We start from the raw sequence: 26,475 nt of genomic DNA on the forward strand, positions 1-26,475 counted from the left end.
ACGGCGAGGGAGAGACCCACGCGACGCAGCCGACAACCCTCCTCCGGCCCCCGCAGGCCACACCCCCCCCCACCCCCAGACGGACCCTCCCGTCCCCCCTCGCTCCGGCGCCGGACCGACCAGCGACCGGGCACGGGCTCCCACAGGTACTCCTCGTCGCTGAGCCCCGCCCGCCGCACCTGGGCCCTCTCCCTGCCGCGGTCGAACTGGTCGAGCAGTACGCCGGACGGTCGGTCCGCGCCCCTGACTCTGCGTGGCCGGCGCCGCGTACGGCTTACCGACACCCCGCGCGGGCTAGGAGTGACACGGGCCGTCGTGGCAGCTCTCGCGCCCCGACTACCGGGTGGGGGGCCTCGTCACTGGCCGACCCTTCCGTCGATGCACTCGCGCAACAGGTCGGCCTGTCCGCAGTGACGGGCGTACTCCTCGATCCTGTGCACCAGCAGTTCCCGGACCGCGATGCGGTCCTTCCCCAGGCGCTCGCCCAGGTCCGGGTGCGCGGCCAGCGCGGCGTCGGTCGCCGCCTGCTCGCGCTCCAGAGCGGAGTAGGCGGCGTCCACCTCGGCCTGTTCGGCGACGGCTCCGTCGAAGTCCGCGTCGCGGGCGCCGTACAGCTTGGGCAGTGGATCACCGTCGCTGATCCAGTTGCGCCAGTCCCGTTCCACCTCGGCGAGGTGCCGCAGCAGGCCGAGGAGCGACAGCGTCGACGGCGGGACCGAACGGCGGGCCAGCTGCTCCGCGTTGAGGCCCTCGCACTTCATCCGCAACGTCATGCGGTAGTTCGTGAGGAAGTCCACCAGCGTCGCCAGTTCGCCGTCCGGAGTGCCTCCTTCGCTGGTGCGGGGATCGTTGTCCGGATCTGCCCACATGTCGGGGTAGACGGTCGCCTGGGTCCACCGTGCGGGTTGGTCGCTCATGCGCGCCATGTTCGTCCGGGAGTTCCTCGGTCCGCCACCGAGTTTCCTGGGCAGGGCGCGGTTCGGCGGTTCGGCGGGAGGACGGTCGGAGCGGTGAACAGGCCGCCCGTTCCGGCCACTTCGGCTGCGACAGGTCCGACCGAACCCGTACCGCCTGCGATGTCGGTCAGCCGACACTCACGGGAAAACGTACGTGCGTACGGGATCTCGGCCGTGCCAGGATGGTGAGGGAAGCGAGGTCTGGTGGATGAGTTGAGGCGATTCAGCCGGGCGCTGATCGCGTGGGCGGCCGGAGGCGCGGGAGCTGCCGCCGCGGCCGCGGCGGCGCGGGAGCTGGCCGGAGGCAGGGTGCGCACGGTCGTGCTCGTCGAGGGGAGCAGCGATCAGGCCGCACTCGAAGCGCTGGCCACGCGTTACGGCCGCGATCTCGACGCGGAGGGCGTCGCGGTGGTTCCCCTCGGGGGTGCGACGAACATCGGGCGCTTCCTGGACGTGTGCGGCCCCGCGGGACTCGGCCTCCCGCTGGCAGGCCTCTGCGACATCGGTGAGGAGCGGCACTTCAGGCGCCATCTGGAGCGGGTCGGACTCGGTTCCGGGCTCACTCGCGACGGACTGGAGGCACTCGGGTTCCACGTGTGCGTCGCCGACCTGGAGGACGAGCTGATCCGCGCCCTCGGTGCCGAGGGCGTACAGCGGGTGATCGAGGACCAGGGGGAGACGCGCCCCTTCCACACCTTCCAGGGCCAGCCGGCGCAGCGGGAACGCCCCGTGGAACACCAGCTGCGCCGCTTCATGGGCACCCACAGCGGCCGCAAGGCGCTCTACGCGCAGGCGCTGGTCGCGCACCTGGACCTCGGGCGGGTGCCCCGGCCGTTGGACCGCCTCCTCGCAGACGTCTGACCCGCCGAGGCGACGGCCGGCCGCGTACGAGGTGGTCGCACGAGGCGCTGATTTCAGCGGGTCGACACCGCCCGTCTCGCTCTGTCCGCCACTTGATGGGAGGCGGCGCGGCCCTTCTCGGCGCCGCACGCAACCCTGCGGTGCGCACGGTGACGACACTCGCCGCCGCCGCCGTACTGCGGACCCGACGGCGGTCAGGCGTGGGAGAGCGCGAAGGAGACCAGGAAGCCGCACACGGTGATCAGGCCGATCGCCAGATGGGCGTCCTCGAACGCCTCGGGGATCATCGTGTCGGCGACCATGGCGAGAATGGCCCCCGCGGCCACCGCCGTGACCGCCGCGATCACGGCGGGAGAAAAGGCCCCGATGACCGTGTAACCGAGAACGGAGGACACGGTGCTGGCGGCGGCGATGGCCGTCCACACCCCGAAGACGTACCGCCTGCTGCGCCCGGCCCGCTTCATGCCCGCCGAACTGGACAGCCCCTCGGGGACGTTGCTGATGAACACCGCCGCCACCGTCACCAGGCTGACCGTCCCGCCGTCGAGCAGACTCACCCCGATGACCGCCGACTCCGGGACGCCGTCCAGCAGCGCACCCAGGGCCAGCGCCGTTCCTGATCCGCCCTGCTCGCTCTCCGAGGGCTGGGCGTGCTCCGACCGGTTTCCGGAGCGCTTGCGGTGCCGGGCGCCGCGACCGGCCAGCCACAGGTTCCCCAGGGTGTAGGCCACCGCACCGGAGAGCGTGCCGATCGCGGCCGGGGTGAGGCCGGCCTGGTCGTACGCCTCACCGACCAGTTCGAAGGAGACCGCCGACAGCAGCACTCCGGCGCCGAAGGCCATCACCGTGGCGATCACCTTCGGCGGCACGCGCAGCCCGAATCCGATGCCGGCCCCCAGCAGCAGCGCCGAGCCGGCCAGTAGTCCCCACAGTCCCGCCTGCACCACTTCAGCCATGCCGCTATCGGTACCCGCAGATCCGTCGGGGTCACCTGCCGGCTCCTCGGCAATGGCACCGGGAACCGCTGGAGGAGCACCGGTGCTCCGTGTGCCGGGGTGGGCGGACCGCACGTCACGGCGGGTGACGCGCGCGATGCCGCCCTCGCCCAGGCAGCACCACGTCCCGTCGGCGTCCGCCCGCCGTCCGTCGTGGCGTCCGTACACCCGCTCCGGAATGTCCACCATCCCCTCGGACTCGTCGCCTGTCGTGGGGCGTTCCCGGTCACCGCGTCGGCGACGGCACCGGCCGCGACGGACGGAAGCAGCGGCCGCTCAGGAAGGTGGGCCGATCCGGACTCCTGGCAGGATGGCGCCATGGAACGTGTACTTGGAATTGGCGGATACTTCCTGCGGGCCGCCGACCCGGTGGCCCTCGGTGCGTGGTATCGGGACTGTCTGGGACTGGACGCCGACGAGAACGGCCTGTGGCATCAGGAGGCCGGGCCGACGGTGTTCGCGGCCTTCGAGTCCGAGACCGAGTACTTCGGCTCCCGCACCCAGCAGACCATGCTCAACTTCCGCGTCCGCGACCTCGACGCGATGCTCGCGCAGTTGCGTGCCAAGGGCGCGGACGTGGCCAAGGAGACCCAGGACATGGACGGCGTCGGCCGATTCGGCTGGGTCACCGATCCTGAGGGCCGTCGGATCGAGCTGTGGCAGCCCAGCTGAGTCGCCCGCCACGAGCTCGGCTCCACCCCGCACCACACCGACCACCACGACGCCGCGACGCCGCAGGCCGGGGCCCCGGCCCGCTGCCCGTAAGGGTGAATATGCCGGTGGGACGGCGTGTCATGAGTGCCTGACGCAGCAGGCTTCGGCTTGGGATACGCCGGGTGCGGATGGCAGGGGGCGGGTATGGAGCGGCCGCGGTGGCAGGTCTCGTTGCGTGACCGTGTGCGCTACCTGTTCGACAGGACGCTGGCCCGCAGCACCGGGGCGTTGCTGGGCTGGCTCGCCGTGTGCTGTCTGGTGGTCGTCGTGCCCGTGAGCGCGTTGCTCGTGTGGACCGACCCGGCCGCCCCGCGGACGGTGGCCGGCCGGCTCATGGCCGTCTGGCGCACGAGTGCGGAGGCCCTGCGTCTCGGCGGGGTGGTGGGCGCACCGGTACGGATGCTGCTGTCCGTGGCGCTCGGCCTGATCACCCTGCTCTGTGTGTCGACGGTCGTGGGAGTGGTCACCACGGGGCTCGGTGATCGCCTGGTGGAACTCAGGAGAGGTCGCTCGATGGTCATCGAGCGTGGCCACATGGTGGTACTTGGTTGGTCCGACCAGGTTGTCACCGTGGTGGGTGAACTGCTGGCCGCACGGACGGGCGTGGTCACCCTGCTCGCGGACCGGGACCCGGCCGAGATGGAGATGGCCCTTCAGGCCGCCCTGGGACGCGCGGTCGGTGTGCGGCTGGTGTGCCGCAGCGGGGCGCCGAGCGACCCCGAGGCTCTGCGGCTGGTGAGTGCGGGCGCGGCGGCGGCGGTGGTGGTCCTGCCGGCCGATGACGGCGAGGGGGATGTCGCGGTCGTGCGCGTCCTGCTGGCCCTGCGGGCGCTGCTCGGCTCGGACCCCGGCCCACCCGTGGTGGCCGCCGTCCGCGACGGCCGTCACCTCCCGGCGGCCCGTCTCGCCGCCGGGCCGCGCGGCACCGTCCTGGAGACCGACTGGACCACGGTGCGGCTGCTCGTCCAGTCGGCTCGGCGCCCCGGGCTGTCGAGGGCCTTGCGTGACCTCCTGGACTTCTCCGGGGCCGAGTTCCACGTGTTCGACATTCCGGAGATGGTCGGCCTCACCTTCGAAGAGGTGGCGTTGCGGTACGAAGCGTCATGCGCCGTAGGGCTCTTGCGGGGGGACGGTTCCGCTCAGCTCACCCCCCCGCCGCGGACCGTCGTGGCTCCCGGGGACCGGCTGGTCGCCGTCGCGCACGAGGACACCCTCGGCGCGCCGACCGACTTCGCCGGACACATCGACCCCTCGGTCATCGCGCCGGTGCGGGTACTGCCTGAGACCGCCTCACGCATGCTGCTGCTGGGATGGAACCGCCGCGCGCCGCTCATCGTGGACATGCTGCGCCGGTCGGCGCGACCGGGCTGCGCCCTGGACGTCGTCACCTGGTCGGACCTCCCCTCGGCACCTCCGCCGGCCTCGCCTGTCTCACCGCTCCACGTCGAGCACCACGTCCGCGACATCGGCGATCCCGGGACACTGGGCGACCTCGACGTCTTCGGCTACGACAGCGTCATCGTGCTCGGAGCGGACCAGACGACGGGACCCGAACGGCCCGACGACCGGACTCTGTTGGCGCTGCTGATGCTCAAGGCCCAGCAGGAGAAGGCGAACCGAACGCTGCCGGTGCTGGCCGAGATGCGTGATTTCCGCAGCCGGGCAGTGGCCCCCCTCGGTCCCGCGTCGGACGCCGTCGTGCGAGGTGAGCTCACCGCGTTGCTGATGGCACAGATCGCCCACAACCCCGACCTGGCCACCGTGTTCGAGGACATCTTCGCCACTCGTGGTGGTGCCCTGGCCCTGCGCCCCGCGCACCACTACGTACTCCCGGGCCAGGAGGCGTCGTTCGCCACGATCGTGAGGGCGGCACTTCACCGGGGGGAGTGCGCGATCGGATACCGCACCCGTCCCTCGACCGCCACCGGCCGCCCGCACGACGGTGTCCACCTGTGCCCTGGCAAGGGGATGCGGCGCGCGTGGAGCGTGCCCGACGAGGTGCTGGTGCTGACCGCGGGAGGCACCGGGCTCGCCGTCACCGACCTGGCGCGTCACGCACTGCCAGGCATGCGGACGGATCACCAGGACGGAGACTCACCGACGAGCCTCACCCAGGGGTGACGCCGAGCTGCCTCATCCAGCGGTGACACCGAGCTGCCTCGCCAGGGGTGACGCCGAGCAGCCTCGCCCAGGGGGACACCTACGACTCCGAGCCGGCGCCGACACCGACGACCCCGCACGACCAGCGGGACCGTCGATGTCGTCAACAGCTGCCTGACCGCCGTACGTTGTCGACCCGTCGACCCGTCGACCCGTCGACCCGTCGACCCATCGGCACGGCCGCTCCGCCCCCGGCCCCCCACCGGCCGCCGACCCCGCCAGGATGGATCCATGCAGACGCCCGCGGACCTCGCCGCCCACCTCCGCGCCGCCGCCCGCGAGCGTGGCGCGACCCGCCCCCGTGGCCCCGAACTCGCCTCCGTGACGGACCTGTCCGGCCCCGGCGGCCTGCCGCTCCGCCGATACCGGCCGGCCGACGGACCCCGCCCCCTGCTGGTGTTCCTGCACGGCGGCGGGTTCGTCTTCTGCGACCTCGACACGCACGACCGCACCTGCCGCCGTATCGCTCTCGCCTGCGACGTCGACGTCCTGGCCGTCGACTACCGGCTCGCTCCCGAGCACCCCCACCCCGCCGCCGTCATGGACGCGACCGCCGTCCTGCGCTGGGCACGGCCCGCCGCCGTCGTCGGCGACAGCGCGGGCGGCTTCCTCGCCGCCGCGGCCTGCCTCGCGCTGCGCGACGGGGGCGGCCCCCTGCCCGCCGTCCAGGCCCTGATCTGCCCCAACACCGATCTGACCCTCGCCCTGCCGTCCGTGACCGGCAACGGCACCGGCCACAGCCTCACCACCGAGGCGCTCGCCGGGTTCGTCGAGGCGTTCGTCCCCGACCCCGCCGACCGTGCGGCCGCCTCGCCGCTGCACGCCGACGACCTGGCGGGTCTGCCGACGGCCCTGGTGGTCACCGCCGAGCACGACCCGCTGCGCGACGAGGGCGACGCCTACGCGCGCCGCCTCGCGCAGGCCGGCGTGACGGTCCGGCACCGCTGCGAACCCGGTCTCCAACACGGTTTCATCCAGGGCATGGACCTCACCGACCCCGCCGCCGCGGCCGCCCACGAGCGCGTCTTCGCGGACCTCCGGGACCTCGTGCCCCGCTGACGCGCCGCGGACCACACCCCGGTGACCGGGGACGGACGCCCCGCCGGGCCCGGCCCGGCGACCGGCCATGAAGGTGCCGGACCGGTCCCGGGCACCGGCAGCGAGGAGGCATGCTGGTACCCGTGAGGGCAAGCCCGGGCCAGGAGGTGGTGGGATGCGGTGGAGGACCGGATGGTGGGCGGTGGTCGGGACAGCCGTGTTGACCGCCTGCAGCGCGTCGACCGGCGGCGGAACGGCCGCCAGTCCTGCGGGGAGCGGCGCGCCGGCCTCGTCGACCGGTGTGACGGCGACGCACACTTCCGCAGCCCCGTCGACGGCGTCCGCCGGCCCGACCGAGAGCCGCCCGTCCACGTCGGAGCCCGCCCCCTCCACCTCGACTCCCGCCCCGTCCGCTCCGGCGGGGGGCTGCGTCGCCGGGCACACCGAGATCACCGTCCACCCCGGTGACGCGGTCGAACGGCGGCTGTGCGCCCGGCCCGGGACCGTGGTGTCCCTGGTCCTGCGGCCCCGCGAGGACGACCGGCGCTGGACGGCTGTGCACAGCTCCGCGCCCGTCTTCGTCCTGGCGCACGGCTGGCGGACGGACTCCGACGGCACCGCCCGCGCGGTGCTGCGGTGCGCCGGCGGCAGGGGCGGCGCGGCCGACATCACGGTGCGGGCGAAGGAGCCGGACGTGGCGGGCGCGGCACGCGTCAGCTTCACGCTCCATGTGAGTGTCGTCGCGTACACGCAGGAGGGGTGACCCGAAGGCGGGGCCACCCCTGTCGCACCTGCGGCTGCGGGCCGGCGAATCAGTAGAGGTCGCGCACCCTGATCGTGTGGATGCCGCGACCGTGCGTGGCCGCGTACAGCGTGGTGCCGTCCGGGCTCAGCTTGAGCTGGAGGACGGCGACGGCCGGGAGGTGCCCGACGCGCTGCCACCTCGTACGGCCCGGGGCGCGGTAGACGACGCCGAGGTCGGTGGCCACGGCGAGGCCACCGTCGGCGGTGACGACCGCGGAGTCGGCCGGTACGTCGGGCAGGTTCGCCGAGATGTCCTTCCAGGTGGTTCCGCCGTTCCTGGACTCGAAGACGTGGCCGACGCCGGCGCCGGGGCCCTCGGTCCAGTGCCGGGAGAAGCCGTTGACCGCGAGGTAGACGTGGTCGGCGTTCTTCGGGTCGATGGCGAATCCGCTGAGGTAGCGGTTGGGTACCGTGCCGTCCTTGCCGGTGGCCGGAAGGGCGATGTCGTGCCAGCCGGTGCCGTCGGCGTTGCCCACGGAGATGCCGCGGGCGAAGCCCTGGTTGTTGCACGGGCCGCACCAGGCCGCGTAGACCTTGCCGCCGGAGGCCGCGACCGCGGTGGCGGTACGGCCGGCCCCGAGGTCGTGGAGGCTCGTCCACTCGTCGCCGCTGCGGATGGCGTAGCCGTGGGTCTGCACCCACACATGGCGACCGCCCGCGATCCACGTCGAGCTCTTCTTCAGGTCCGCCGCGAGCGGGGCGATGAAGCGGGCCTCGCCGGTGGCGTTGTCGGCCGGGGCCACGTTGTACGAGGTGATCTTGCTGGGGTCGTCGACCCAGGAGCCGTCGTTGACGGCGCAGTTCTGGGTCACCTGGACGGCGAGGTAGACGTACTCCTCGGCGATGTCGCAGCCGTTGGCAGGGTCGGTGAGGGTGTCGCCGCCGTCTCCGCCGAAGTTGGAGCCCATCACCTTGTCGTTGCCGCGCAGGACGGACTGACCGTTGTCCTGCAGCCCGCCGGTGACGGAGACCTTGCCGTGGTCCAGGTCCTTGCCGACGCCGACCGAGTAGTACTGCAGGGTGTCGATGGTGCCGTCGTTGAGCGAAGTCCAGTCCGTGGCGTGGCCGGAGGCGTCCTGGGAGCCGTTGAGCGGACGCTTGTAGACACCGCCGTCGTTGCCGACGTACACGAAGCTCTTGCCGTGGTGGCGGCCGATCGCCACACCGTGCTGGTCGGAGTGGGTGGTCTGGCTGCAGTCGCCGGTCTGCTTGGCGGGGTCGATGCTCCAGCAGGCGAAGCCGAAGTTCCAGTAGGGGCCCACCGTCGACCAGGTGCCGCCGCCGTCCTTGGTCTCGTAGACCTCCTCGAGACCTGCGTACACGTGCTGCGGGTCGCTCGGGTCGACGGTCAGGAACTGGTTGTACCAGGCCTGCACGCCCGGCATGTAGCCGCTGGACGTCAGCGCCGAGCCGCTCGCCGCGAGCCCCTTGTAGTCGGCGATCTTGGTCCAGGGCCCGGTGGGCGAACCGGACTTGGAGACGTAGAAGCCCTCCAGAGCGCTGTCCGGGTTGGTGTTCAGCTGCTCCGGTGACTGGTCGATGGCGTAGTAGCGGGAGCCGTCGGCGGAACGGGCGAAGGTGACGTTGCCGATACCGTCCGGGTCGGCCGGCAGGTCGCCCAGGCCGCTGGTGATCCGCGTCCAGGTGCCGTGCACCCTGGTGTAGAAGCCGTTGTAGTCGTCACCGCTGCGCCAGCCGACGGCGAGGACCACCCTGGAGGGGTGCTTCGGGTCGATCGCGATGTCGTTGGCGATGTTCTTGTACGCGGCCGAGTCGTCGTCCGCGAGTGAACCTCCCGGCAGATAGTCGGGGTTGGGCGCGAACTCCAGCTTCCAGGCGCCGCTGAGCTTCTTCGTGGAGTGACTCCACACGCCCTCGCTGGTCGCCGCCCACACCTTGCCGCCACCGAAGCGCAGCTGATGGATGGTGGTGCTCTCGAGTTCGTCGCCGCCGACCCGGCCGCGCGCGGAGAACGTTCCGTGGTGCGGGGCGGAAAGGAGGTAGACGCCGCTGCCGAGGTAGGCGTCCGCGTTGGTGGTGGCCTCTCCGGTGCCCAGCCACAGTCGTCCCGACGCGTCGAGTGCGAGGGCGCCGGTGGACTGCGAGGGCAGCCGGTCGCTGATGGCCTGCCAGTGGCCGCCTCCGGACCTGGACCGCCACACGCCGCCGCCGGCACTGCCCGCGTACACGAACCCGTCGTCGTCGGCGGCCATCGCTGCCATCCGGCCGGTGACATTGCCGGAGCCGCCACTGGAGTTGGAGTCGTAGTCGCGGTAGCGCGGGTCGTCGGAGTTGTACGGCAGATCGGTGATGTTCCGCCAGGTGCCCCCGGTCCGCGGCAGTTTGGTGAGGGCGTTCCAGGCGGCGCCGTACGCTCCCGGTGCGACGATGCCGGGGGAGGTGCGGGCCTCGGCGTACTGGTCCGCGCCCTCGGCTATCTCGTCGGCCTCGTTTCCGTCGTCGTCCTCAGCGGTCGCGCCGGGGCTCAGGGTGCGCTGCGAGTGTGCGCGTTCTGCGGCGAGTTGAGCCAGGGTACGGGCTCCGAAGGGGCTGCCGTGCCTGCCGGGCGCCGCCCCGGCCGGTATCGCGACGAGAGCAGCGGATGCGGTGATGGCGCAGATCGTGAGCCATCTTCTCTTGCGGGTAGGTGCTGACACCAGGTCCTCCAGAACGGGCAGCGATTCAGCCGTCGCAGGAGACCCGACCACTCACGCGAACGCGCGTCCGCGGCTTGGCCAATTCTTTGTCCAGAACCTGACAGTTTGTGGCGAGAGCCGGCCGGGCAGACCGCGCCGGCCGGGCAGACCGCGCCGGCCGGGCAGACCGCGCCGGCCGGGCAGACCGCGCCGGCCGGGCAGTGCCGGGAGGCGACTGGGGACTGGGGCCTGTCCCGCGGATCGTGCCGGACAGGCCCCAGCCTGGGAGAGACGTTCAGCGCTTGAGCGTGAACGTGAAGTCGCCGGAGAGCTTGCCGCTCAGCCGGATCGCCGACACGATGTTGCCCTCCGTGACCAGCCTTTCGACCTCGGCCCGAGAAAGGCCGCAGCCTTCGGCGATCAGTCGCACCGGCCGGACGGGGATCCGGGCCGCGAAGCGGACCGACACGTCGATCACCTCGTGGTCCAGGTGATCCGTTCCGTCGGTGTCCAGGCGCCAGGCGCCGCCCCAGTCGAGGGTCATGCGGTTACGGCGCCGCACGACCGGATCCTGAAGCAGCTCCGCCGCCAGTACGGGGTCGTTGTCGTGCAGCCGGTCCAGCAGCCGGGGTCGTACGGAGCGCACATTCGTGCGTTCCAGGACCGTGAGCTTCGCCGTTTCCCCGCAGGCCGTACAGAGCGCGAGGAGCCAGACGTCGATGAGCTTGTGGTGTGCGTTCACGCGGAATCTGCCACTCGACCGCAGGCGCTGGGACGCGCACGCGTGGCAACGCCGGAGAACAAGTGGCAGGCAGGTGGGCAGAACCGCCCAGGTTTTGAGCACAGAAGTACACCGGTTTCAGTGAGAAGTCCGCAGCAAAAGGGCGCGCGGCGCTCAAGGGCGTCGCGCGACGAATCAGCGCTCGGGGGGTCTCACAGGGTGTACAACGGCATGTCCTCGACTGGGCGGCTTCGGGTCGGCAGCACGGTAGTGGGGCACGACGACGCCGGGCCACCGATTTTCAAGCGCCTTACCGCCGAGCTGTGTTCTGTGGCATCGGCCTGCTGATCCGGATCGAGGGCTGGGCCCGGAGGCCGTAGGGTCCGTGGCGCCGCGCCGCGACCGTCAGGTCGTCGAGTGCACAGGCGCCGACCCTGACAACGCTCGCGGAACCCCCGCCCGCGCAGACCGCTGCGACCGGGTGAACTGACCGGCATCCGCCGGGGTGACGCCACGAACCGAGGCCGCCGGGCATCCGGCCACCGTCGAGTCAGGCGGTCCTGTCCGCCGCCCCCGGCCCGCGGTGCGCGAACCGTTGCGCGGCGCTTCGACCGCGGCTCTCGACCGGCAGTACTCCGGTGGCCGCCGCGAGTCCGAAGGGGGGCATGTCGTGGTAGATCGACTCGTACGACCCCTCGGGTACGACGTAGGACTCGTGCCACAGCCCCACATGTCCGCGCACTTTCCCCGCCCGCTCCTTGCGGTTGATGATCTGCCACGCCCGGTGGTGGAACGTGTCGGGTGCGCAGGCGTACGCGTAGAGCTTCTCCTTCGACTCCCAGTACTGCACGACGTAGTACGTGCGCGGTGACGCGGTCAGCAACACCCGCCCCAGGAGCCCGCGTTCACGGTCCCGGGTGAGCTCCGCCAGCATGCGGAACATCGCCCCCATGACCGGCAGCCACTGGTGCACCGCCCAGAAGTGGTTGACGCGCATGCCGATCAGCAGGACCACGACCTCCCCTTCGGCGGCGGCTGTGGTGCGTCCGGCGGTCGGTTTCCCGGTCATGGACGGCCCCTTTGGCTCAAGTCGGATAGCGGAACTATCCATTGGATGGTGATGGGATAGTGGCACTTCCCAACGGAGGTCGCAAGAGCGGGCGTCGAGATGTGACGGGCGGGATGGGGTGCGGCGGTTGCCCCCTCCCCGCAGACCACGCAGGTCACGGTGGGTTTCCCAGGTGTCGTGCCGACGGGAAACAGGCAACCCCTGACCTCCCCGGGCCCTGGCGGCCAGTCTGATGCCCAGACCGAACACAGCCTGCGACCAGGCAGGACGACCGCAAGGGGGAAACATGCGCAAGGTGTTCAGTGGGGCCCTGGCACTGGCTACCGCCGCCACGGCGATGGTGGCGCTGACCGGCACGGCCCAGGCCAGGCCGGCCGACGACTGGGCCGGATGTCCGTCCGGCGCCGTCTGCGTCTACCCGCAGAACCAGAACCCGGCCCAGAGCCCGAGCGCCATCTACTGGACCTACGGAGCCCACAACCTGAGCAACCAGGTGGGTTGGCACTGGGTCCTCAACAACCAGACCGGTGGCGCCTCGGCGGAACTGTGCCTCAACTACGGCGGCACGAACTGCAACTACACCATCGCGGCCGACAACGGCGTGTACGCCGACCTCACGCCGGTCAACTCGATCAAGCTGAACCGGCCGTAGGGCCTACGCACGGGGGAACGTCCGGAACCGCGCCCGCGGTTCCGGACATCCGTGTTTTTGACACACCTATTGAGCCACACCGGTGAATGACTTGATTGGTCGTCACATCCCCGCAGTAGTCTTGACGTCGGCCGTTACAGGGCTCATGCGACACCCGGGGGATGTGGTGGGGGAGCAGCAGCACACCGGCGACCGAGGTGAAGCGCCACCGCCCGACAGAACCGTTCCGGACTTCCCCGCCCAGTTGCGACGACTGCGCCGGCAACGCGGGCTCTCCCTGGCCGACATGGCCCGGCAGGCGCACTACAGCAAGGGCTACCTCAGCAAGATCGAGACGGGTGCGAAGCGGGCCACCGTCGACGTCGCTCGGCGGTGCGACGAGATCCTGCACGCCGAGGGCGGGCTGCTGCGGCTACTGACGGAACAAGCCGAAGGCGCCGGTGGCACCGCGGACCCCGGGGCGGTGGGAGGCCCGGGTCATCCGGCGGACGGCGCGCGGGCCGGCCGGGCCGGCGGCGCCGCACCCGGCTCGGCGCACGGTGACGGCGTCTGCCCCTACCGGGGACTGTCGGCGTTCACCGCGCAGGACGCGGGTTGGTTCTTCGGCCGTGAGCCGGCCACCGCCGCCCTGGTCGAGCGGGTCTTCGACCGGATCGGCAGCGGGCCCCTGATGGTCGTCGCCCCGTCGGGCGCCGGTAAGTCGTCCCTGCTCAACGCCGGTCTCGTACCGGCCTTCCGCGACCCCGGCGGTTTCCCCATGCCGGGCGCCGAGCGGTGGCCGGTGGTGGCTTTCACCCCCACCGCGCATCCGCTGGAGGAAATGCTGACCAGCGTCGCGAAGGTGCTGGACGGCGATCTCCACCTCACCGCACGGCGGTTGCGGGAGCGGCCCGACGCCCTGCTGGAAGCGGTGCGGAGGGCGGCCGACGGCAGTGCGACCGCCGACGGGGACAGGCGGCTGCCGCCACCGGTGCGTCCGGTGCTGCTCGTCGACCAGTTCGAGGAGCTGTTCACCCTCTGCTCCGACGAGGACGAGCGACGCGCCTTCGTCCGGGTGTTGTGCGCGGTGTCGATGTCGCGCGACCCGTCCGATCCGGCAGACGAACCCGGCCGCGATCCGGCCGTGGTGGTCCTGGGCGTACGGGCCGACCTGTCCGGCAGCTGCCTCGAACTCCCCGAACTGGCAACGGTGTTCACCGACGGACTGTTCGTGCTGCCCCCGATGTCCCTCGCCGGTCTGCGGGCGGCGATCACGCGCCCGGCGGACCTCGCCGGCCTCGCCCTGGAGCCGGGTCTCGTCCCCCTGCTGCTGCGGGACGCGGGACTGCGCGACGAACCGGATGAACCGCCCGGTGACGGATCGGGCGGGCGCACCCAGCCGGACGTCACTCCCTCCGGTGCGCTGCCGCTGATCTCGCACGCGCTGCTGACCACCTGGCAGCAGCGCGAGGGCACCACCCTGACCGTCGCCGGGTACGAACGCACCGGCGGCATCCGGGGGGCGGTGGCGCGGACCGCCGAAGACGTGTTCGCGGGCCTGTATCCGGCCGAGCAGCAGACGATCCGCAGGATCCTGGTGCGCCTGGTCCACGTCGCCGACGGCACCGGGCCGACCCGGCGCCGGATGAGCCGGACCGCGCTGATGGAGCGGCTGGCCGACGCGGACGGCGCAACCGCCGCCCTGGACGCCTTCGTACAGGCCCGTCTGATCACCTCCGACCGCGACACGGTCGAGATCGCCCACGAGGCACTGCTGCACGCCTGGCCCCGGCTGCGCGGCTGGATCAACGCCGACCGGGACGGGCTGCTGATCCACCAGCAACTCGCGCTCGCCGCCGACGAGTGGGAGCGCGAGGGCCGCGATCCGTCCGCCCTCTACCGGGGCACCCGACTGGACACCGCGCGGGTGTGGGCCGAGGAACTGGACGGCCGCAGCCGGCTCGGCGCGCGGGAGGAGGCGTTCCTGAACGCGAGTCGGGCCGAGGAGGCCGACCGGCAGCGGCAGGGCCGCCGGCAGGTCCGGCGCCGGCAGGGCACGCTCGCCACGCTGGTGGTGCTGCTGGCCCTGGCCGTCGTCGCCGGCGGCCTCGCCTACCAGCAGCGCTCGTCCGCGCTGCACCAGGAGCGGGTCGCGCGCTCCCGGGCCCTGGCCGCGCAGTCCACGTCGCTGGCCGCCGGTCAGCCCGAGGCATCGATGCGGCTCGCCGAGGACGCCTACCGTTCCCAGGAGACGCCCGAGGCGCGCGGCGCCCTGCTGAGCACCCAGGCGCAGCCCTTCTCGGCCCGGCTCGGCGGGCACCGCGGACCGGTCAACTCGGTGGCGTTCGCGCCCGACGGGCGGACGCTGGCCACAGGCAGCACGGACGGCACGGTGACACTGCGACGGCTCGCGGACCGCCGTACGACCGCCACGTTCAGGATGTCCGGGCGGGTGCGGTCGGTCGCCTTCAGCCCCGACGGCCGTACGCTCGCGGCGGGTGCGATCGACGCGCCGGTGCGGCTGTGGGACGTCGCCGACCACCGTACGAAGGCCGTGTTGCCGGCGAGCACCGAGGGCGCCCGGGCCGTCGCCTTCGACCCCCGGGGCCGCCGGCTGGCCGTCGCGGCGTCCGACGGCACGGTCCAGGTGTGGGACACGGACGGGGGGCGCCGCGTGGCGATGTTCACCGGGCACGTCGGGCAGGTCGACGCGCTGGCGTACGCCCCGGACGGCAGGACCCTGGCGTCGGCCGGCGCGGACCGGACCGTCCGGCTGTGGGACACCCTGCGCGAGCGGCGGGCGGGCATGCTCACCGGTCACAGCGACGAGGTGTACGGCGTGGCGTTCGCGCCGGACGGACGGAGCCTGGCCAGCGGGGGAGCGGACCGGACCGTACGACTGTGGGACCTGGCAGGCCGCCGGACGACCGCGGTCCTCAACGGACACAGCGACGACGTCAACGCGGTCGCCTACACCCCGGACGGCGCCACGGTCGTCAGCGCGGGCGGGGACGGCACCACCCGGCTGTGGGACGTGCTCAGCGGAACGCAGACCCTGACGCTCACCGGACACACCGACTACACGATGGGTGTCGCCGTGAACCCCGCCGGCACCATGCTCGCCACCGCGGGATTCGACCAGTCGGTGGTTCTGTGGGACCTGAGCGGGTCGATGCTGACACCCCGTCCGTTCACCGAGATCTGGCAGTCCGCCTACAGCCCCGACGGGGCGCTGCTGGCCACCGCCGACACCGATCACACGGTGCGCCTGTGGGACGTGGCCCGACGCCGGTCCGTCGGGACGCTGCGGGGACACCGCTCGGCCGTGTTCTCGGTGGCGTTCGCGCCCGACGGTCGGACCCTGGCCTCGGCCGGTTCCGACGGTACGGTCCGGCTGTGGGACGTCGCCGCCCGCCGGCTGCTCGCCACGCTTCCCGGGCATCACGGGGACGTGTTCTCCGTGGCGTTCTCCCCGGACGGCGCGCTGCTCGCGTCGGCGGGCGCCGATCGTACGGTGCGGTTGTGGGACGTGGCCACCCGCCGTCTGCTGGCCACGCTCACCGGCCATACGGACTTTGCCAACGATGTCACGTTCAGCCCCGACGGGCGCACCCTCGCCAGCGCGGGCGACGATCTGACCGTACGGCTGTGGGACGTGGCGGGCCGCCGCCTGCTGGCCACGCTCACCGGCCACACCGGTGCGGTACGGGGGGTGGCGTTCAGCCCGGACGGCCGGGCGCTCGCGAGCAGCGGCAACGACGGAACCGTACGCCTGTGGGATGTCCACCGGCACCGCCCCACCGCGCTGCTGCGCGGCCACACCGGCTCGGTGCGCGGCATCGCGTTCTCCCCCGACGGCAGGCTGCTGGCCAGCAGCGGCAGCGACCGTACGGTACGGCTGTGGGACGTGGCCGGGCGGCGGCCGTGGGCCACGCTGACCGGTCACACCAACGCGGTGTGGGGCACCGTCTTCGCCCCCGACGGACGGACACTGGCCAGCAGCAGCAACGACGGGACCGTACGCCTGTGGGACCTGGACGTGTCGGCCCGGTTCACCGCGATCTGCCGGCTGCGGCTGTCCGCGTCGGCGTGCTCACACGGCTGAACGCCGCCGGCCCGACGTCAGGAAGCCCTGGTGGGACGGGGTTTCCCACATCGTTTCCCGTTGCCCGTTCGGTGGGGCCCTCCCGGGGCCTCGACCGGGCAGGGCCGCAGGCCGGAGGCTGCCACCAGAAGGAACCCAAAGAAACGGGGGCTCTGGCATGATCCGCCGGACCAGTCTTGTCAGCACGCTGATCGGCTTACTCACCCTCCTCCTCTGGACGCCGGACGCGGCACACGCGTCCGTTCCCGTGCCGGCCCGTGCCGCCGACAGCGCCTGCGCGGTCCTCGCGCCGGGCGCCTCCGCGACGGCCGAGCGGGCCGTCACCGCGGCCTGCGCACAGGTGACGGCAGGCGTCTGGTACACGTGGGGTGGCGGGCACGGTGCGCAACCCGGCGCCACCTACGGGCAGGTGGACCCCACCGACTCCGCCAGCGAACACGACCCCGAGCGGCTCGGCTTCGACTGCTCGGGACTCGTCCGCTACGCCTACGCCCAGGCCACCGGATCGGACCTCCTCGACGGGGACGCCAGCGCGCAGTACTACACGCACCGGGCCGCCGAGCGCTTCACCGCCGCCCAGGGACTCGCCCCGCTGCTGCCGGGCGACCTGCTGGCCTGGGGCACCCGGGACAACCTGCATCACATCGCCATCTACCTGGGCGCGGGCAAGATGGCCGAGGCCTTCAAGTCCGGCACCAGGCTCAGGGTCAGCGACGTCCGCCTGGACGACACCTACTTCGGGGCACTGCGCGTGAACACCGGCCCCGTGACCGGACACGTCTTCCAGACCTGGGGAACCGGCGTGTGGACCAAGGCCGCACCGTCCGTCGGCGCCTCCCGTGTCTACGCCTTTCCGGACGTGACGACGATCCGCGTCCAGTGCCAGAAGCACGCGGAGTCGGTCACCTCCGACGGCTACACCAACGACGCATGGTCCTACCTGCCCGACTACAAGGCATGGGTGACCAACATCTACATCCAGGGCCCCGCCTGGCTGGACGGCGTCCCCACCTGCACCTGACCCTCGCCGAACCGGTCGCGACCTGAGCCTGGTCGGACCCGTCCTCGAACGGATTCCGCTCAGGCCGGAGGTGACGCGGGGGTGACCGCCGCTTCTCGGGAGGCGGCGGTCTTCCCGCATGTCCCGGCGGTCCCGGGAGGCCTCGTGAGACCGGTCCCGGTTCGTTCTGGTGTCGACCTGCCCGTCAGGTGTGCCGTGCGTCAGCCACCGAGGGGGCGAGGGCTCTGGTCCGGGCGTGGGCCATTGGGGAGTTTGAAATCCCTTGGAGGCGGGCCCGGTTGGCAGGTCGAATTGTCGTTCACCCTGGGGGTGCAGCTCAGATGGCCGGAGCGCGGCGTCTTACCGCTCCGGTCCGTCAGGTGGTGGCGTCGGCTGTCAGCGAGTCGAGCCAGAGCGTGACGCGTGCTCCCTGACTGGTCATGATGCCGGGGTCGCGCAGGGCGTTGGCCAGGAGTGACATGCCCTGATAGGCAGCGACGAGAGTCATGGCCAGGCCACCGGGATCGGGCAGGTCCAGTTCCCGGAACTGGCGTTCAGCCCAGTCCAGCAGCCGCTGGATCACTTCGCCCGCCTGCACGTCGAGCGTGCCGTCGGCACGCTTGCCGAGTTCGACGGCGAGAGTGCCTGTGGGGCAGCCGTATCGGGCCGTGAGGTCGGGTTGCCCGGTCCATGCCTCGACCAGCCCCTTGAGGCGGTCTCGCGGGTCGGGCAGCCGGTCCAGGCGCTCGGTGAGGTCGGTCAGGTGGGCGGTCTGCTCGTTCAGGGCTGCCGTGACCAACTCGTCCTTGGTCTTGAAGTAGTAGTAGACGTTCCCGACCGGGACGCCGGCCGCGGCTGCGATGTCGGCCAGCGTGGTGCGTTCGACGCCTCGTTCGTGCAGCACCCTCGCCGCCGCCGCCGCGAGGCGACGGCGCTTGTCCGTGCCTCGCCTTCGGGAATTCTCTGAGTCAGTCACCCGACTGACTATAGACACCGGCCCGCCCCCGCGTGCTAGTGTCCATCTGAGTCAGTCAACTAACTAACTGAGGACCTACTCATGATCGTAGTGACGGGTGCGACCGGGAACGTCGGACGGACGCTGGTGCGAGTGCTGGCCGAGTCCGGGGAATCGGTGACGGCGGTGGCCCGACGCATCGCCGACGGCGATGTCCCGGCGGGAGTGCGGGCGGTGTCGGCGGACCTGGCCGCCCCGGAGAGTCTCCACCCCGCCCTCGGCGGCGCCGACACCCTGTTCCTGCTGGTGGCCGGGGAGGACCCCGGCGGCATCCTGGCCGAGGCGCGTGCCGCCGGAGTGCGGAAGGTGGTCCTGCTGTCCTCGCAGGGCGTGGGCACCCGTCCCCACGCCTTCGAGCACGCGGCCCGGTTCGAGGCCGCCGTCGCCGGCAGTGGACTGGACTGGACCGTCTTACGGTCGGGTGGAATGGCGTCCAACGCCTTCGCCTGGGCCGAGTCCATCCGGACGCACCGGACTGCGACCGCCCCCTTCGGGAACGTCGGACTTCCTTTCGTCGACCCCGATGACGTGGCGGCGGTGGCCGCCGCCGTTCTCCGGGCGGGCGGACACAAGGGCGCGACCTACGTCCTGACCGGCCCGGAGCCCACCAGCCCTCGGCGGCGAGCGGCTGCGATCGCTGACGCGCTCGGTGAGCCCGTCCGCTTCGTCGAGCAGACCCGTGAAGAAGCGCACGCCCAGATGTCACAGTTCATGCCGCTGCCCGTGGTCGAAGGCACTCTGGCGATCCTCGGCGAACCCACCCCCGAGGAGCAGCGCGTGAGCCCCGACGTGTCGGATCTGCTCGACCGTCCCGCCCACTCGTTCGCCGCGTGGGCGCAGCGCAACGCCGCTGCCTTCCGCTGATCCGCGCCGCCCCCGTGCGCCGGCCGTCGGTGACGCACCGAACCTGACTCGACATCGGTGACGCGGTCGCCCTGAGCAGCGGCAGGCGTCTTGGGCGGACCTGTTGGTCGTGCTCGGGGAGGGGCCTGGGCGGACCTGTAGGTCGTGCTCGGCGGAGGGGCCCGGGCGGACCTGTTGGTCGTGCCGGGGGAGGGCCTCGGGCGGACCCGTCGGCCGTGCCCGGGGGAGGGGCTGGGGTCCGGTGGATGGAGGCGTAGGTTCCGCTGTTTCACCGGGCCCCAGCTATGAGGCCGGGTGCCCGGGAAGGTGTCGGGTACACCGTGTCACCGCGGACGGGATGTTCTGGTGGTGGGCATGACTGCGGGCCCCGGATGTCTTCCGGGGCCCGCGGTGTGGTGTGTGCCGGTCGCTGGGTTACCAGCGATACCAGCGGCCCTTGCGGCCGCCGGTGTCCGCCGACCGCAGGACGAAGCCCAGCAGCCAGACGACCAGCACGATCACAGCGATCCACCACAGTGCCTTCAGGGCGAAGCCCGCACCGAAGAGGACCAGAGCCAGCAGCAGAACGAGAAGCAGGGGAACCATAGTTATCAACCTCCGAGGCTCCTGATGCCCGGCCGATCACAGAACACACGGCCCATTTCCCTTGTTTCTCCACCAGTCCTACGGGCACTCGACATCGTTTCGGCGGTTGGGACCGTTGAACCAGGCACCGGCCTGGGGCCCGGCGCCGTCGTCGAAGGCGACCCGAACGAGAGCTTGCCGACCATGGGGCTCAAGATGGCGTCCCGCGGAGTAGGCGGCAGGCCGGTTCTGAACCAACGTCACCGGTGTTCCGGCAGGCGAACCAGACCGGCCGCTGCCTACCCACAGCTGGGTCAGGCTGGGTGCCCCGCCACAGCCCATACTCGACGCCATGGACGGAAAGACGCAGCTCGGGGACTTCCTGCAGGCGCGGCGCTCACAGCTGCGGCCGGAGGATGTCGGGGTGCCCACCTACGGGGAGCGCCGGCGTGTGCCGGGTCTTCGACGGGAGGAGCTGGCACTGCTGGCAGGAGTGAGCGCCTCCTACTACACCCGGCTGGAACAGGGGCAGTCACTGAGCGCATCCCGTGAGGTGTTGGACGCGATCGCCGGCGCTCTGCGGCTGGACCGGGCCGAACGGACGTACCTGCACGACCTGGCCAGAGCTGACAGGCGGCGCACCCGTGGCCGGCGGCCCGCACCGGAACGGGTGACGGAGGCGACGCGTCAGTTGCTGGACGTGCTGGGCGACGTTCCCGCGATCGTGCTCGGCCGACGCGGCGACGTGCTGGCGTGGAACCGCATGGGTCACGCGTTCTTCGCCGGGCACCTCGACCCCGGTACGCCCGACCTGCCCGCGCAGCGCCCCAACATGTCCAGGCTGGTGTTCCTCGACCCCCATGTCCGTGACCTGTACGCGGACTGGACCAGCAAGGCCCGGGCGGTGGTCGGGAACCTTCGCATCGTGGCGGCCCGGCATCCGGAGGACTCGGCACTGCACGCACTGCTGGGCGAACTGTCCGCCAGGAGTGGCGAGTTCGCCTCGATGTGGGCCGACCACCGCGTCAAGGCCTGCACGGTGGCCTCGTACGAGATGCGCCATCCGCTGGTCGGCCCCGTGACAGTGATCCAGCAGACCCTGAGCGCCGTTCCGGGCCCTGGCGTGATCGTCGCCACCACGGAAGCGGGCTCGCCCTCCCGTGCGGCGCTCGCCCTGCTCGCCCACGCCACCGACGAGGCCGGCTCGCAGGGCCGCCCCTTCTCCGACGCGGCACCGGCCGGACCCCGCCCGGGCACGAACTGAGCTCGCCCGGGCACGAACCAAGACTCGCCCGGGCACGAACCGAGCTCGCACAGGCACGAACCGAGACTTGCCCGGGCACGAACCATGACTCGCCCGGGCACGAACTGAGCTCGCACGGGCACGAACTGAGCTCGCACGGGCACGAACCGAGACTCGCCCGGCCACGAACCGAGACTCGCCCGGCCACGAACCGAGACTCGCCCGGCCACGAACCGAGCTCGCACAGGCACCAACTGAACTCGCACAGGCACCAACTGCTCGCGCAGGCGCCAGTCGAGCTGACAACCCGATGCCCGCTGGGATCACCTTGCAGCGCGGTGAACTCGCAGCACACACAAGCCGACTGACACGACGCAGTCCGAAAACCGAAGACCGAGAAGGAAGCCATGTTCAAGAAGCTCTCCACGTCCGCCGCGACCGTCGGCGTCCTGGCGGCGGTCGTTGCCGCGGCGCTCGGCGCCACTCCGGCCTCGGCCGTCTCCGCGCCGCTGACCAGCGCGCGGATCGCCGCGCACTTCGACCTGGCCAAGGGACAGACCCCCGAGAACGTCGCCCTCGCGCCGGGTGGCCGCGCGTATGTCACCTTCGCCAAAGCCCGGCAGGTGGCCGAGATTTCACCCCGGGGAGCCGTCCGGATCCTGGCTACCCTGCCCGCGCCCGCCGACGGCGGTGTCCACACCCCGGCGATGGGCTTCCCGCTGACCGTCGGCCTGGTCCGTGCCCACGACGGAACGCTGTACTTTCTCTACGCCACGGGCACCCCCGACCTCACAGGGGTGTGGCGTCTGCGCCCCGGCGGACAACCGCAGCGGATCGCCGCGCTGCCGGCGAACGGCCTGCCCAACGGCCTCGCGCTGGACCCGCGTACGCACATCCTCTACGCCGCCGACTCCGTACTCGGCACCATCTGGAGCGTGCCCACCACGGGCGGCGCCCCCCGTGCGTGGACGGCCGCCCCGGAGCTCGCCCCCACCGGCTTCCTCGGCGCCAACGGCCTGAAGGTGCACAACGGCGCGGTCTGGGCCACGAACATGGACCAGGGCACTGTCCTGCGCATCCCCATCCTCGGCGACGGACGCGCAGGCGCGATCCGGACGACGGCCACCGGCATGCCGGGAATCGACGACTTCGCCTTCACCGGCCGCGGTGACCGGCTGTTGGCCGCCCTCGACGCGTCCAACGAGGTCGCGCTCGTCCAGCCCGACGGCAGCCACTCCACCGTGCTGAACGCGGCCGACGGCCTGCAGAACCCCACATCCATCGCCCTGCGCGGCCGCACCGTCCACGTGCTGAACGCCGGCTGGCTGACCGCCGAGGACCCCAACCTGGTCCTTGCCCGCCTGGGCCGGTAGGAGCCGGCGCGGGGGGGGGGGGGGGGGGGGGGGGGGGGTGGGGCGGGGGGGGGGGGGGGAGGAGCTACACCCGCTGGGGGCAAAACGAACCCCTCCCCCCCCGGGACGGCCACTTCCGGATGCACACCGTGGACCGGACCAGGCTCCGGAAGACGAGTCACTCGCTCGCCCCACACCTGCGCCCGAACGGCGCCCGAGCGCACGGCCGTTGCCTGGCTCAGGACAGCGATGTCATGAAAGGTTTCAAACGTGCCCGACAGAAAGGTTGCAAGGCACAGGGAGTTTCGCATCATTCCTGTGGAACTCCCTGCCCACCGACTCGATGTCACATCTCTTGACACTTCCGTTCGGCGTCCCTAGGTTCCCTGGACGTCTAAAACGATTCATCCTCGCGTGAAAACGGAGACGACCGTGATCAGCAGGAGAGAAGTTCTGGGAACGGCTGGGGCCGCCGCCGTCACCACGGCACTGACCGTCACCGGGCCGGGTGCCGCCGCGGCGGACGGCGCGCCGGCGGCGCAAGGCGGGACGGTGCGGCTGCGGGTGTCGGCGCCCACCGTCGAGTACACCACGCATCCACTCGGTACCGACGTGGCGCGTCCGCGGCTCAGTTGGCCCCTGTCGGGCGCGGGAGCACAGGGCGCCTACCAGATCCGGGTGGCCTCGTCCGTGAAACGGCTGGCCGATCCCGACGTGTGGGACAGCGGCCGGGTGACCTCGGCGGAATCGGTCCTGGTGCCGTACGCGGGGCCCGTGCTCGAGCCGCGTACCCGCTACCACTGGCAGGTCCGTGTGTGGGACCCGTCGGGCGGTGTCTCCTCATGGAGTGAGCCGTCCTGGTGGGAGACCGGCCTGGACGGCTGGTCGGCGACCTGGATCTCCGCACCGAGCACCCTTGTTGACGCCCCCGCGCTCGACGGCGCGTCCTGGATCTGGTTCCCCGAGGGCAACCCCGCCGAAAGCGCGCCGGCGGCCACGCGATGGTTCCGTGGCCTCGTGGACATCCCGGCGGGGGTGACCCGCGCCCGTCTCGTCCTCACCGCCGACGACGGCCACACCGCGTACGTCAACGGCACCCGAGTCGCCCACGTGGAGGCCGACTCGGCGTCCAGAGCGTGGAGTCGCCCCGGCGTCATCGACGTCACGAAGCTCATCGGCACAGGGCCGGGGGTCCTTGCCCTCGCGGCGACGAACGCCTCCGAGGGGCCGGCGGGGCTGCTCGCCGTGCTGGAACTGACCCTTGCCGACGGATCGCGACGCCGTACGTCCACCGGGGACGACTGGAAGGCCACGGACAAGGAGCCGGCCGGCGAGTGGACCTCCCGCGACTTCGACAGCTCGTCCTGGGTCGCCGCCAAGGAGGTGGCTGCCTGGGGCGGCGGCCCCTGGGGCAGGGTGCTCCCCGACTACGCCCCCGCGGTGCAACTGCGGAACGCCTTCCGGCTCAAGCGCGGCAAGATCGCCCGAGCCCGCCTGTACGCGACGGCTCTGGGCCTGTACGACGCCCAGCTGAACGGACGACCGGTCGGGGAGGACCGGCTCGCCCCCGGTTGGACGGACTACGACAAGCGGGTCCAGTACCAGACGTACGACGTGACGGAGCTGCTGTCGCCGGGCGCCAACGCGCTCGGGGTGACCCTGGCAGCGGGTTGGTACGCGGGCAACATCGCCTGGTCGGGCACCCACCGTTATGGACAACGGACGGCACTGCTGGCCCAGTTGGAAGTGACGTACGAGGACGGCTCGACGCAGCGCGTGGTATCCGACACCGGATGGCGCGCCGCTACCGGCCCGGTCACGGGCGCCGACCTGCTGATGGGTGAGGACTACGACGCCCGACTGGAGACCGCCGGCTGGACCCGCCCCGGATTCGACGACGGCCACTGGTCACCGGCCGAGCCCACCGCGGACGTCACCGCCGAGCCGGTCGCCCAGCTCGACGCTCCCTGCCGGGTCGAGCAGACCCTGTCCGCGCGCAAGGTGACCGAGCCACAACCGGGCGTCTACGTGTACGACTTCGGCCAGAACATGGTCGGCACCGTCCGGCTCACCGTCTCCGGCGCCGCGGGCACCACCGTGCGGCTGCGTCACGCCGAAGTACTCAACCCGGACGGGACGCTCTACACCGCCAACCTGCGCACGGCCCGCGCCACCGACACCTACGTCTGCAAAGGCGCGGGGCACGAGATCGTCCAACCGCGGTTCACCTTCCACGGGTTCCGCTACGTGGAGGTGACCGGCTGCGACAGCAGACCGCCCCTCAGCGCGGTGAAGGGACTGGTCGTACACACCGCGGCCCCGTTCACCATGGAGTTCGGCACCGACGTCCCCATGCTCAACCAGCTGCACAGCAACATCACCTGGGGCCAGCGCGGCAACTTCCTCTCCGTGCCGACGGACACGCCCGCGCGGGACGAACGGCTCGGCTGGACCGGCGACATCAACGTCTTCGCGCCGACCGCCACCTACACCATGGAATCGGCGCGCTTCCTGACGAAGTGGCTGCACGACCTGCGGCAGGGCCAGACCGGTGAGGGGGGCTTCCCCGACGTGGCGCCCAACCCGCGGATCACCGGGGCCGGAAGCGCCGGCTGGGGAGACGCCGGAGTCACCGTGCCGTGGGCGCTCTACCAGGCGTACGGCGACACGCGTGTGCTCGAGGAGTCATGGCCGGCGATGCTGAAGTGGCTGGACTACCTCACAGCCCACAGCTCGGGCTTCCTGCGCCCCGAGGAGGGCTACGGCGACTGGCTGAACGTCCAGGACGAGACACCCAAGGACGTCATCGCGACCGCCTACTTCGCCCACGCGGCGGACCTGGTGGCGCGGACCGCGCAGGCACTGGGCAAGGACAGCGCACCCCACACCACGTTGTTCCGAGCGGTCCGCGACGCGTTCCGCGACGCCTACGTGGACAAGGACGCGCTGATCAAGGGCGACACGCAGACCGCGTACGTGCTGGCCCTGTCCATGGACCTGCTGGCCGAAGCGGACCGGGAACCGGCCGCGAACCGGCTGGTCTCGCTGATCCGGGCCAAGGACTGGCACCTGTCCACGGGATTCCTCGGAACCCCGCGTCTGCTGCCGGTGCTCACGGACACGGGCCACGTCGATGTCGCCTACCGGCTGCTGGAGCAACGCTCGTTCCCCAGCTGGGGCTACCAGATCGACCGCGGCTCCACGACGATGTGGGAACGCTGGGACTCCATCCGTCCCGACGGTTCCGTCCAGGACGCGGGCATGAACTCGTTCAACCACTACGCCTACGGATCCGTGGGCGAATGGATGTACGCCAACATCGCCGGCATCGCACCCGCCGAACCCGGCTACCGCAAGGTCCTCGTGCGCCCGCGGCCCGGCGGCAGCCTCACACGGGCGCACGGACGGCTGGACTCGGTGCGCGGACCGATCTCCACCCGCTGGACACTGGACGGCGAGAGGTTCCGCCTCACCCTCGGCATTCCGGCGAACACCACGGCCGAGGTGTGGATCCCGCTGCGACGCGATGCCGGCCGCGTCACCCACGGGGCTGCGAGCCTCCAGCGAACCGAGGACGGATGCGCCGTGTTCCTCGCGCCGCCGGGAGAGCACGAGTTCGTCAACTGACCCCGGGGTGGGGGGGGGGGGGGAGGGGCGGGGGGGGGGGCCCCCCAAGGCCAAAACAAGCGTTGCGCTCCTGTCCTGCCCTGGGGGGAAGGGGAGAGGCCGCAGACCACAAAAACCAAC

The 26,475-nt window shown here is 71.7% G+C and carries 19 protein-coding genes and 1 pseudogene; 12 read left to right on the plus strand and 8 right to left on the minus strand.

Going from position 1 to position 26,475, the window contains the following annotated elements; genetic code table 11:
- Window positions 1-98: 98 nt before the first annotated feature.
- Window positions 99-244 (minus strand): annotated as a pseudogene (locus AC07AZ_RS37205) (DinB family protein); the annotation flags it as partial.
- A 112-nt stretch (window positions 245-356) separates the two neighbouring features.
- The gene (locus AC07AZ_RS37210) at window positions 357-926 is read right to left on the minus strand and encodes a mycothiol transferase (protein ID WP_478855189.1); all 570 of its coding nucleotides are present in this window, start codon (window positions 924-926) and stop codon (window positions 357-359) included.
- Between the two features lie 234 nt (window positions 927-1,160).
- Here AC07AZ_RS37210 and AC07AZ_RS37215 point away from each other — a divergent pair, with 234 nt between their 5' ends.
- Window positions 1,161-1,817: a TOPRIM nucleotidyl transferase/hydrolase domain-containing protein gene (locus AC07AZ_RS37215; protein ID WP_478855190.1), complete on the plus strand. Its 657-nt coding sequence runs from the start codon at window positions 1,161-1,163 to the stop codon at window positions 1,815-1,817.
- Between the two features lie 194 nt (window positions 1,818-2,011).
- On the opposite strand, the gene AC07AZ_RS37220 is transcribed toward AC07AZ_RS37215, so the two are convergent.
- Window positions 2,012-2,773 (minus strand): ZIP family metal transporter, encoded by a 762-nt coding sequence (locus AC07AZ_RS37220; RefSeq protein WP_478855191.1) that lies wholly within the window; start codon window positions 2,771-2,773, stop codon window positions 2,012-2,014.
- Window positions 2,774-3,130: 357 nt separating this feature from the next.
- Between AC07AZ_RS37220 and AC07AZ_RS37225 the strand changes: the two genes are divergently transcribed.
- The 4 genes from AC07AZ_RS37225 (at window position 3,131) to AC07AZ_RS37240 (ending at window position 7,487) form a co-directional block, all read left to right on the plus strand.
- Window positions 3,131-3,484 (plus strand): VOC family protein, encoded by a 354-nt coding sequence (locus AC07AZ_RS37225; protein ID WP_478855192.1) that lies wholly within the window; start codon window positions 3,131-3,133, stop codon window positions 3,482-3,484.
- Between the two features lie 186 nt (window positions 3,485-3,670).
- Complete coding sequence (locus AC07AZ_RS37230) at window positions 3,671-5,647, plus strand: CASTOR/POLLUX-related putative ion channel (RefSeq protein WP_478855193.1); 1,977 nt, start codon at window positions 3,671-3,673, stop codon at window positions 5,645-5,647.
- A gap of 270 nt (window positions 5,648-5,917) precedes the next feature.
- Window positions 5,918-6,745 carry an alpha/beta hydrolase gene (locus AC07AZ_RS37235; protein ID WP_478855194.1) on the plus strand — a complete coding sequence of 276 codons (828 nt, stop codon included), beginning with the start codon at window positions 5,918-5,920 and terminating at the stop codon, window positions 6,743-6,745.
- A gap of 280 nt (window positions 6,746-7,025) precedes the next feature.
- Complete coding sequence (locus AC07AZ_RS37240; protein ID WP_478855195.1) at window positions 7,026-7,487, plus strand: hypothetical protein; 462 nt, start codon at window positions 7,026-7,028, stop codon at window positions 7,485-7,487.
- A 49-nt stretch (window positions 7,488-7,536) separates the two neighbouring features.
- On the opposite strand, the gene AC07AZ_RS37245 is transcribed toward AC07AZ_RS37240, so the two are convergent.
- The 3 genes from AC07AZ_RS37245 to AC07AZ_RS37255 form a co-directional block, all read right to left on the minus strand.
- On the minus strand, window positions 7,537-10,185 hold the full coding sequence (locus AC07AZ_RS37245; protein WP_478855196.1) for a beta propeller repeat protein: 2,649 nt from the start codon (window positions 10,183-10,185) through the stop codon (window positions 7,537-7,539).
- A gap of 274 nt (window positions 10,186-10,459) precedes the next feature.
- Complete coding sequence (locus AC07AZ_RS37250) at window positions 10,460-11,008, minus strand: DUF1062 domain-containing protein (protein WP_478855197.1); 549 nt, start codon at window positions 11,006-11,008, stop codon at window positions 10,460-10,462.
- A gap of 427 nt (window positions 11,009-11,435) precedes the next feature.
- Complete coding sequence (locus tag AC07AZ_RS37255; RefSeq protein WP_478855198.1) at window positions 11,436-11,954, minus strand: DUF4188 domain-containing protein; 519 nt, start codon at window positions 11,952-11,954, stop codon at window positions 11,436-11,438.
- Window positions 11,955-12,240: 286 nt separating this feature from the next.
- Here AC07AZ_RS37255 and AC07AZ_RS37260 point away from each other — a divergent pair, with 286 nt between their 5' ends.
- From AC07AZ_RS37260 to AC07AZ_RS37270, 3 genes are all read left to right on the plus strand, one after another.
- A complete protein-coding gene (locus tag AC07AZ_RS37260) occupies window positions 12,241-12,606 on the plus strand; it encodes a hypothetical protein (protein WP_478855199.1) in 366 nt (121 codons plus the stop codon).
- A gap of 145 nt (window positions 12,607-12,751) precedes the next feature.
- A complete protein-coding gene (locus tag AC07AZ_RS37265; protein ID WP_478855200.1) occupies window positions 12,752-16,690 on the plus strand; it encodes an nSTAND1 domain-containing NTPase in 3,939 nt (1,312 codons plus the stop codon).
- A 157-nt stretch (window positions 16,691-16,847) separates the two neighbouring features.
- On the plus strand, window positions 16,848-17,711 hold the full coding sequence (locus AC07AZ_RS37270) for a C40 family peptidase (protein ID WP_478855201.1): 864 nt from the start codon (window positions 16,848-16,850) through the stop codon (window positions 17,709-17,711).
- A 355-nt stretch (window positions 17,712-18,066) separates the two neighbouring features.
- Here AC07AZ_RS37270 and AC07AZ_RS37275 read toward each other — a convergent pair whose 3' ends face one another.
- Window positions 18,067-18,666 carry a TetR/AcrR family transcriptional regulator gene (locus tag AC07AZ_RS37275; protein WP_478855202.1) on the minus strand — a complete coding sequence of 200 codons (600 nt, stop codon included), beginning with the start codon at window positions 18,664-18,666 and terminating at the stop codon, window positions 18,067-18,069.
- An 81-nt stretch (window positions 18,667-18,747) separates the two neighbouring features.
- On the opposite strand from AC07AZ_RS37275, the gene AC07AZ_RS37280 reads away from it, so the two are divergent.
- Window positions 18,748-19,569: an SDR family oxidoreductase gene (locus AC07AZ_RS37280; RefSeq protein ID WP_478855203.1), complete on the plus strand. Its 822-nt coding sequence runs from the start codon at window positions 18,748-18,750 to the stop codon at window positions 19,567-19,569.
- Window positions 19,570-19,983: 414 nt separating this feature from the next.
- Here AC07AZ_RS37280 and AC07AZ_RS37285 read toward each other — a convergent pair whose 3' ends face one another.
- Window positions 19,984-20,154, minus strand: coding sequence for a hypothetical protein (locus AC07AZ_RS37285; protein ID WP_030853914.1), 171 nt, complete (start codon window positions 20,152-20,154; stop codon window positions 19,984-19,986).
- A gap of 331 nt (window positions 20,155-20,485) precedes the next feature.
- Here AC07AZ_RS37285 and AC07AZ_RS37290 point away from each other — a divergent pair, with 331 nt between their 5' ends.
- The 3 genes from AC07AZ_RS37290 (at window position 20,486) to AC07AZ_RS37300 (ending at window position 26,355) form a co-directional block, all read left to right on the plus strand.
- Window positions 20,486-21,397, plus strand: a complete 912-nt coding sequence (locus AC07AZ_RS37290; protein ID WP_478855204.1) for a helix-turn-helix domain-containing protein — start codon at window positions 20,486-20,488, stop codon at window positions 21,395-21,397.
- 386 nt (window positions 21,398-21,783) lie between these two features.
- Window positions 21,784-22,749: an SMP-30/gluconolactonase/LRE family protein gene (locus AC07AZ_RS37295; RefSeq protein WP_478855205.1), complete on the plus strand. Its 966-nt coding sequence runs from the start codon at window positions 21,784-21,786 to the stop codon at window positions 22,747-22,749.
- 411 nt (window positions 22,750-23,160) lie between these two features.
- Complete coding sequence (locus AC07AZ_RS37300) at window positions 23,161-26,355, plus strand: alpha-L-rhamnosidase (RefSeq protein ID WP_478855206.1); 3,195 nt, start codon at window positions 23,161-23,163, stop codon at window positions 26,353-26,355.
- Window positions 26,356-26,475 lie beyond the last annotated feature (120 nt).

The sequence above is a fragment of the Streptomyces sp. NPDC043878 genome, assembly GCF_056435735.1.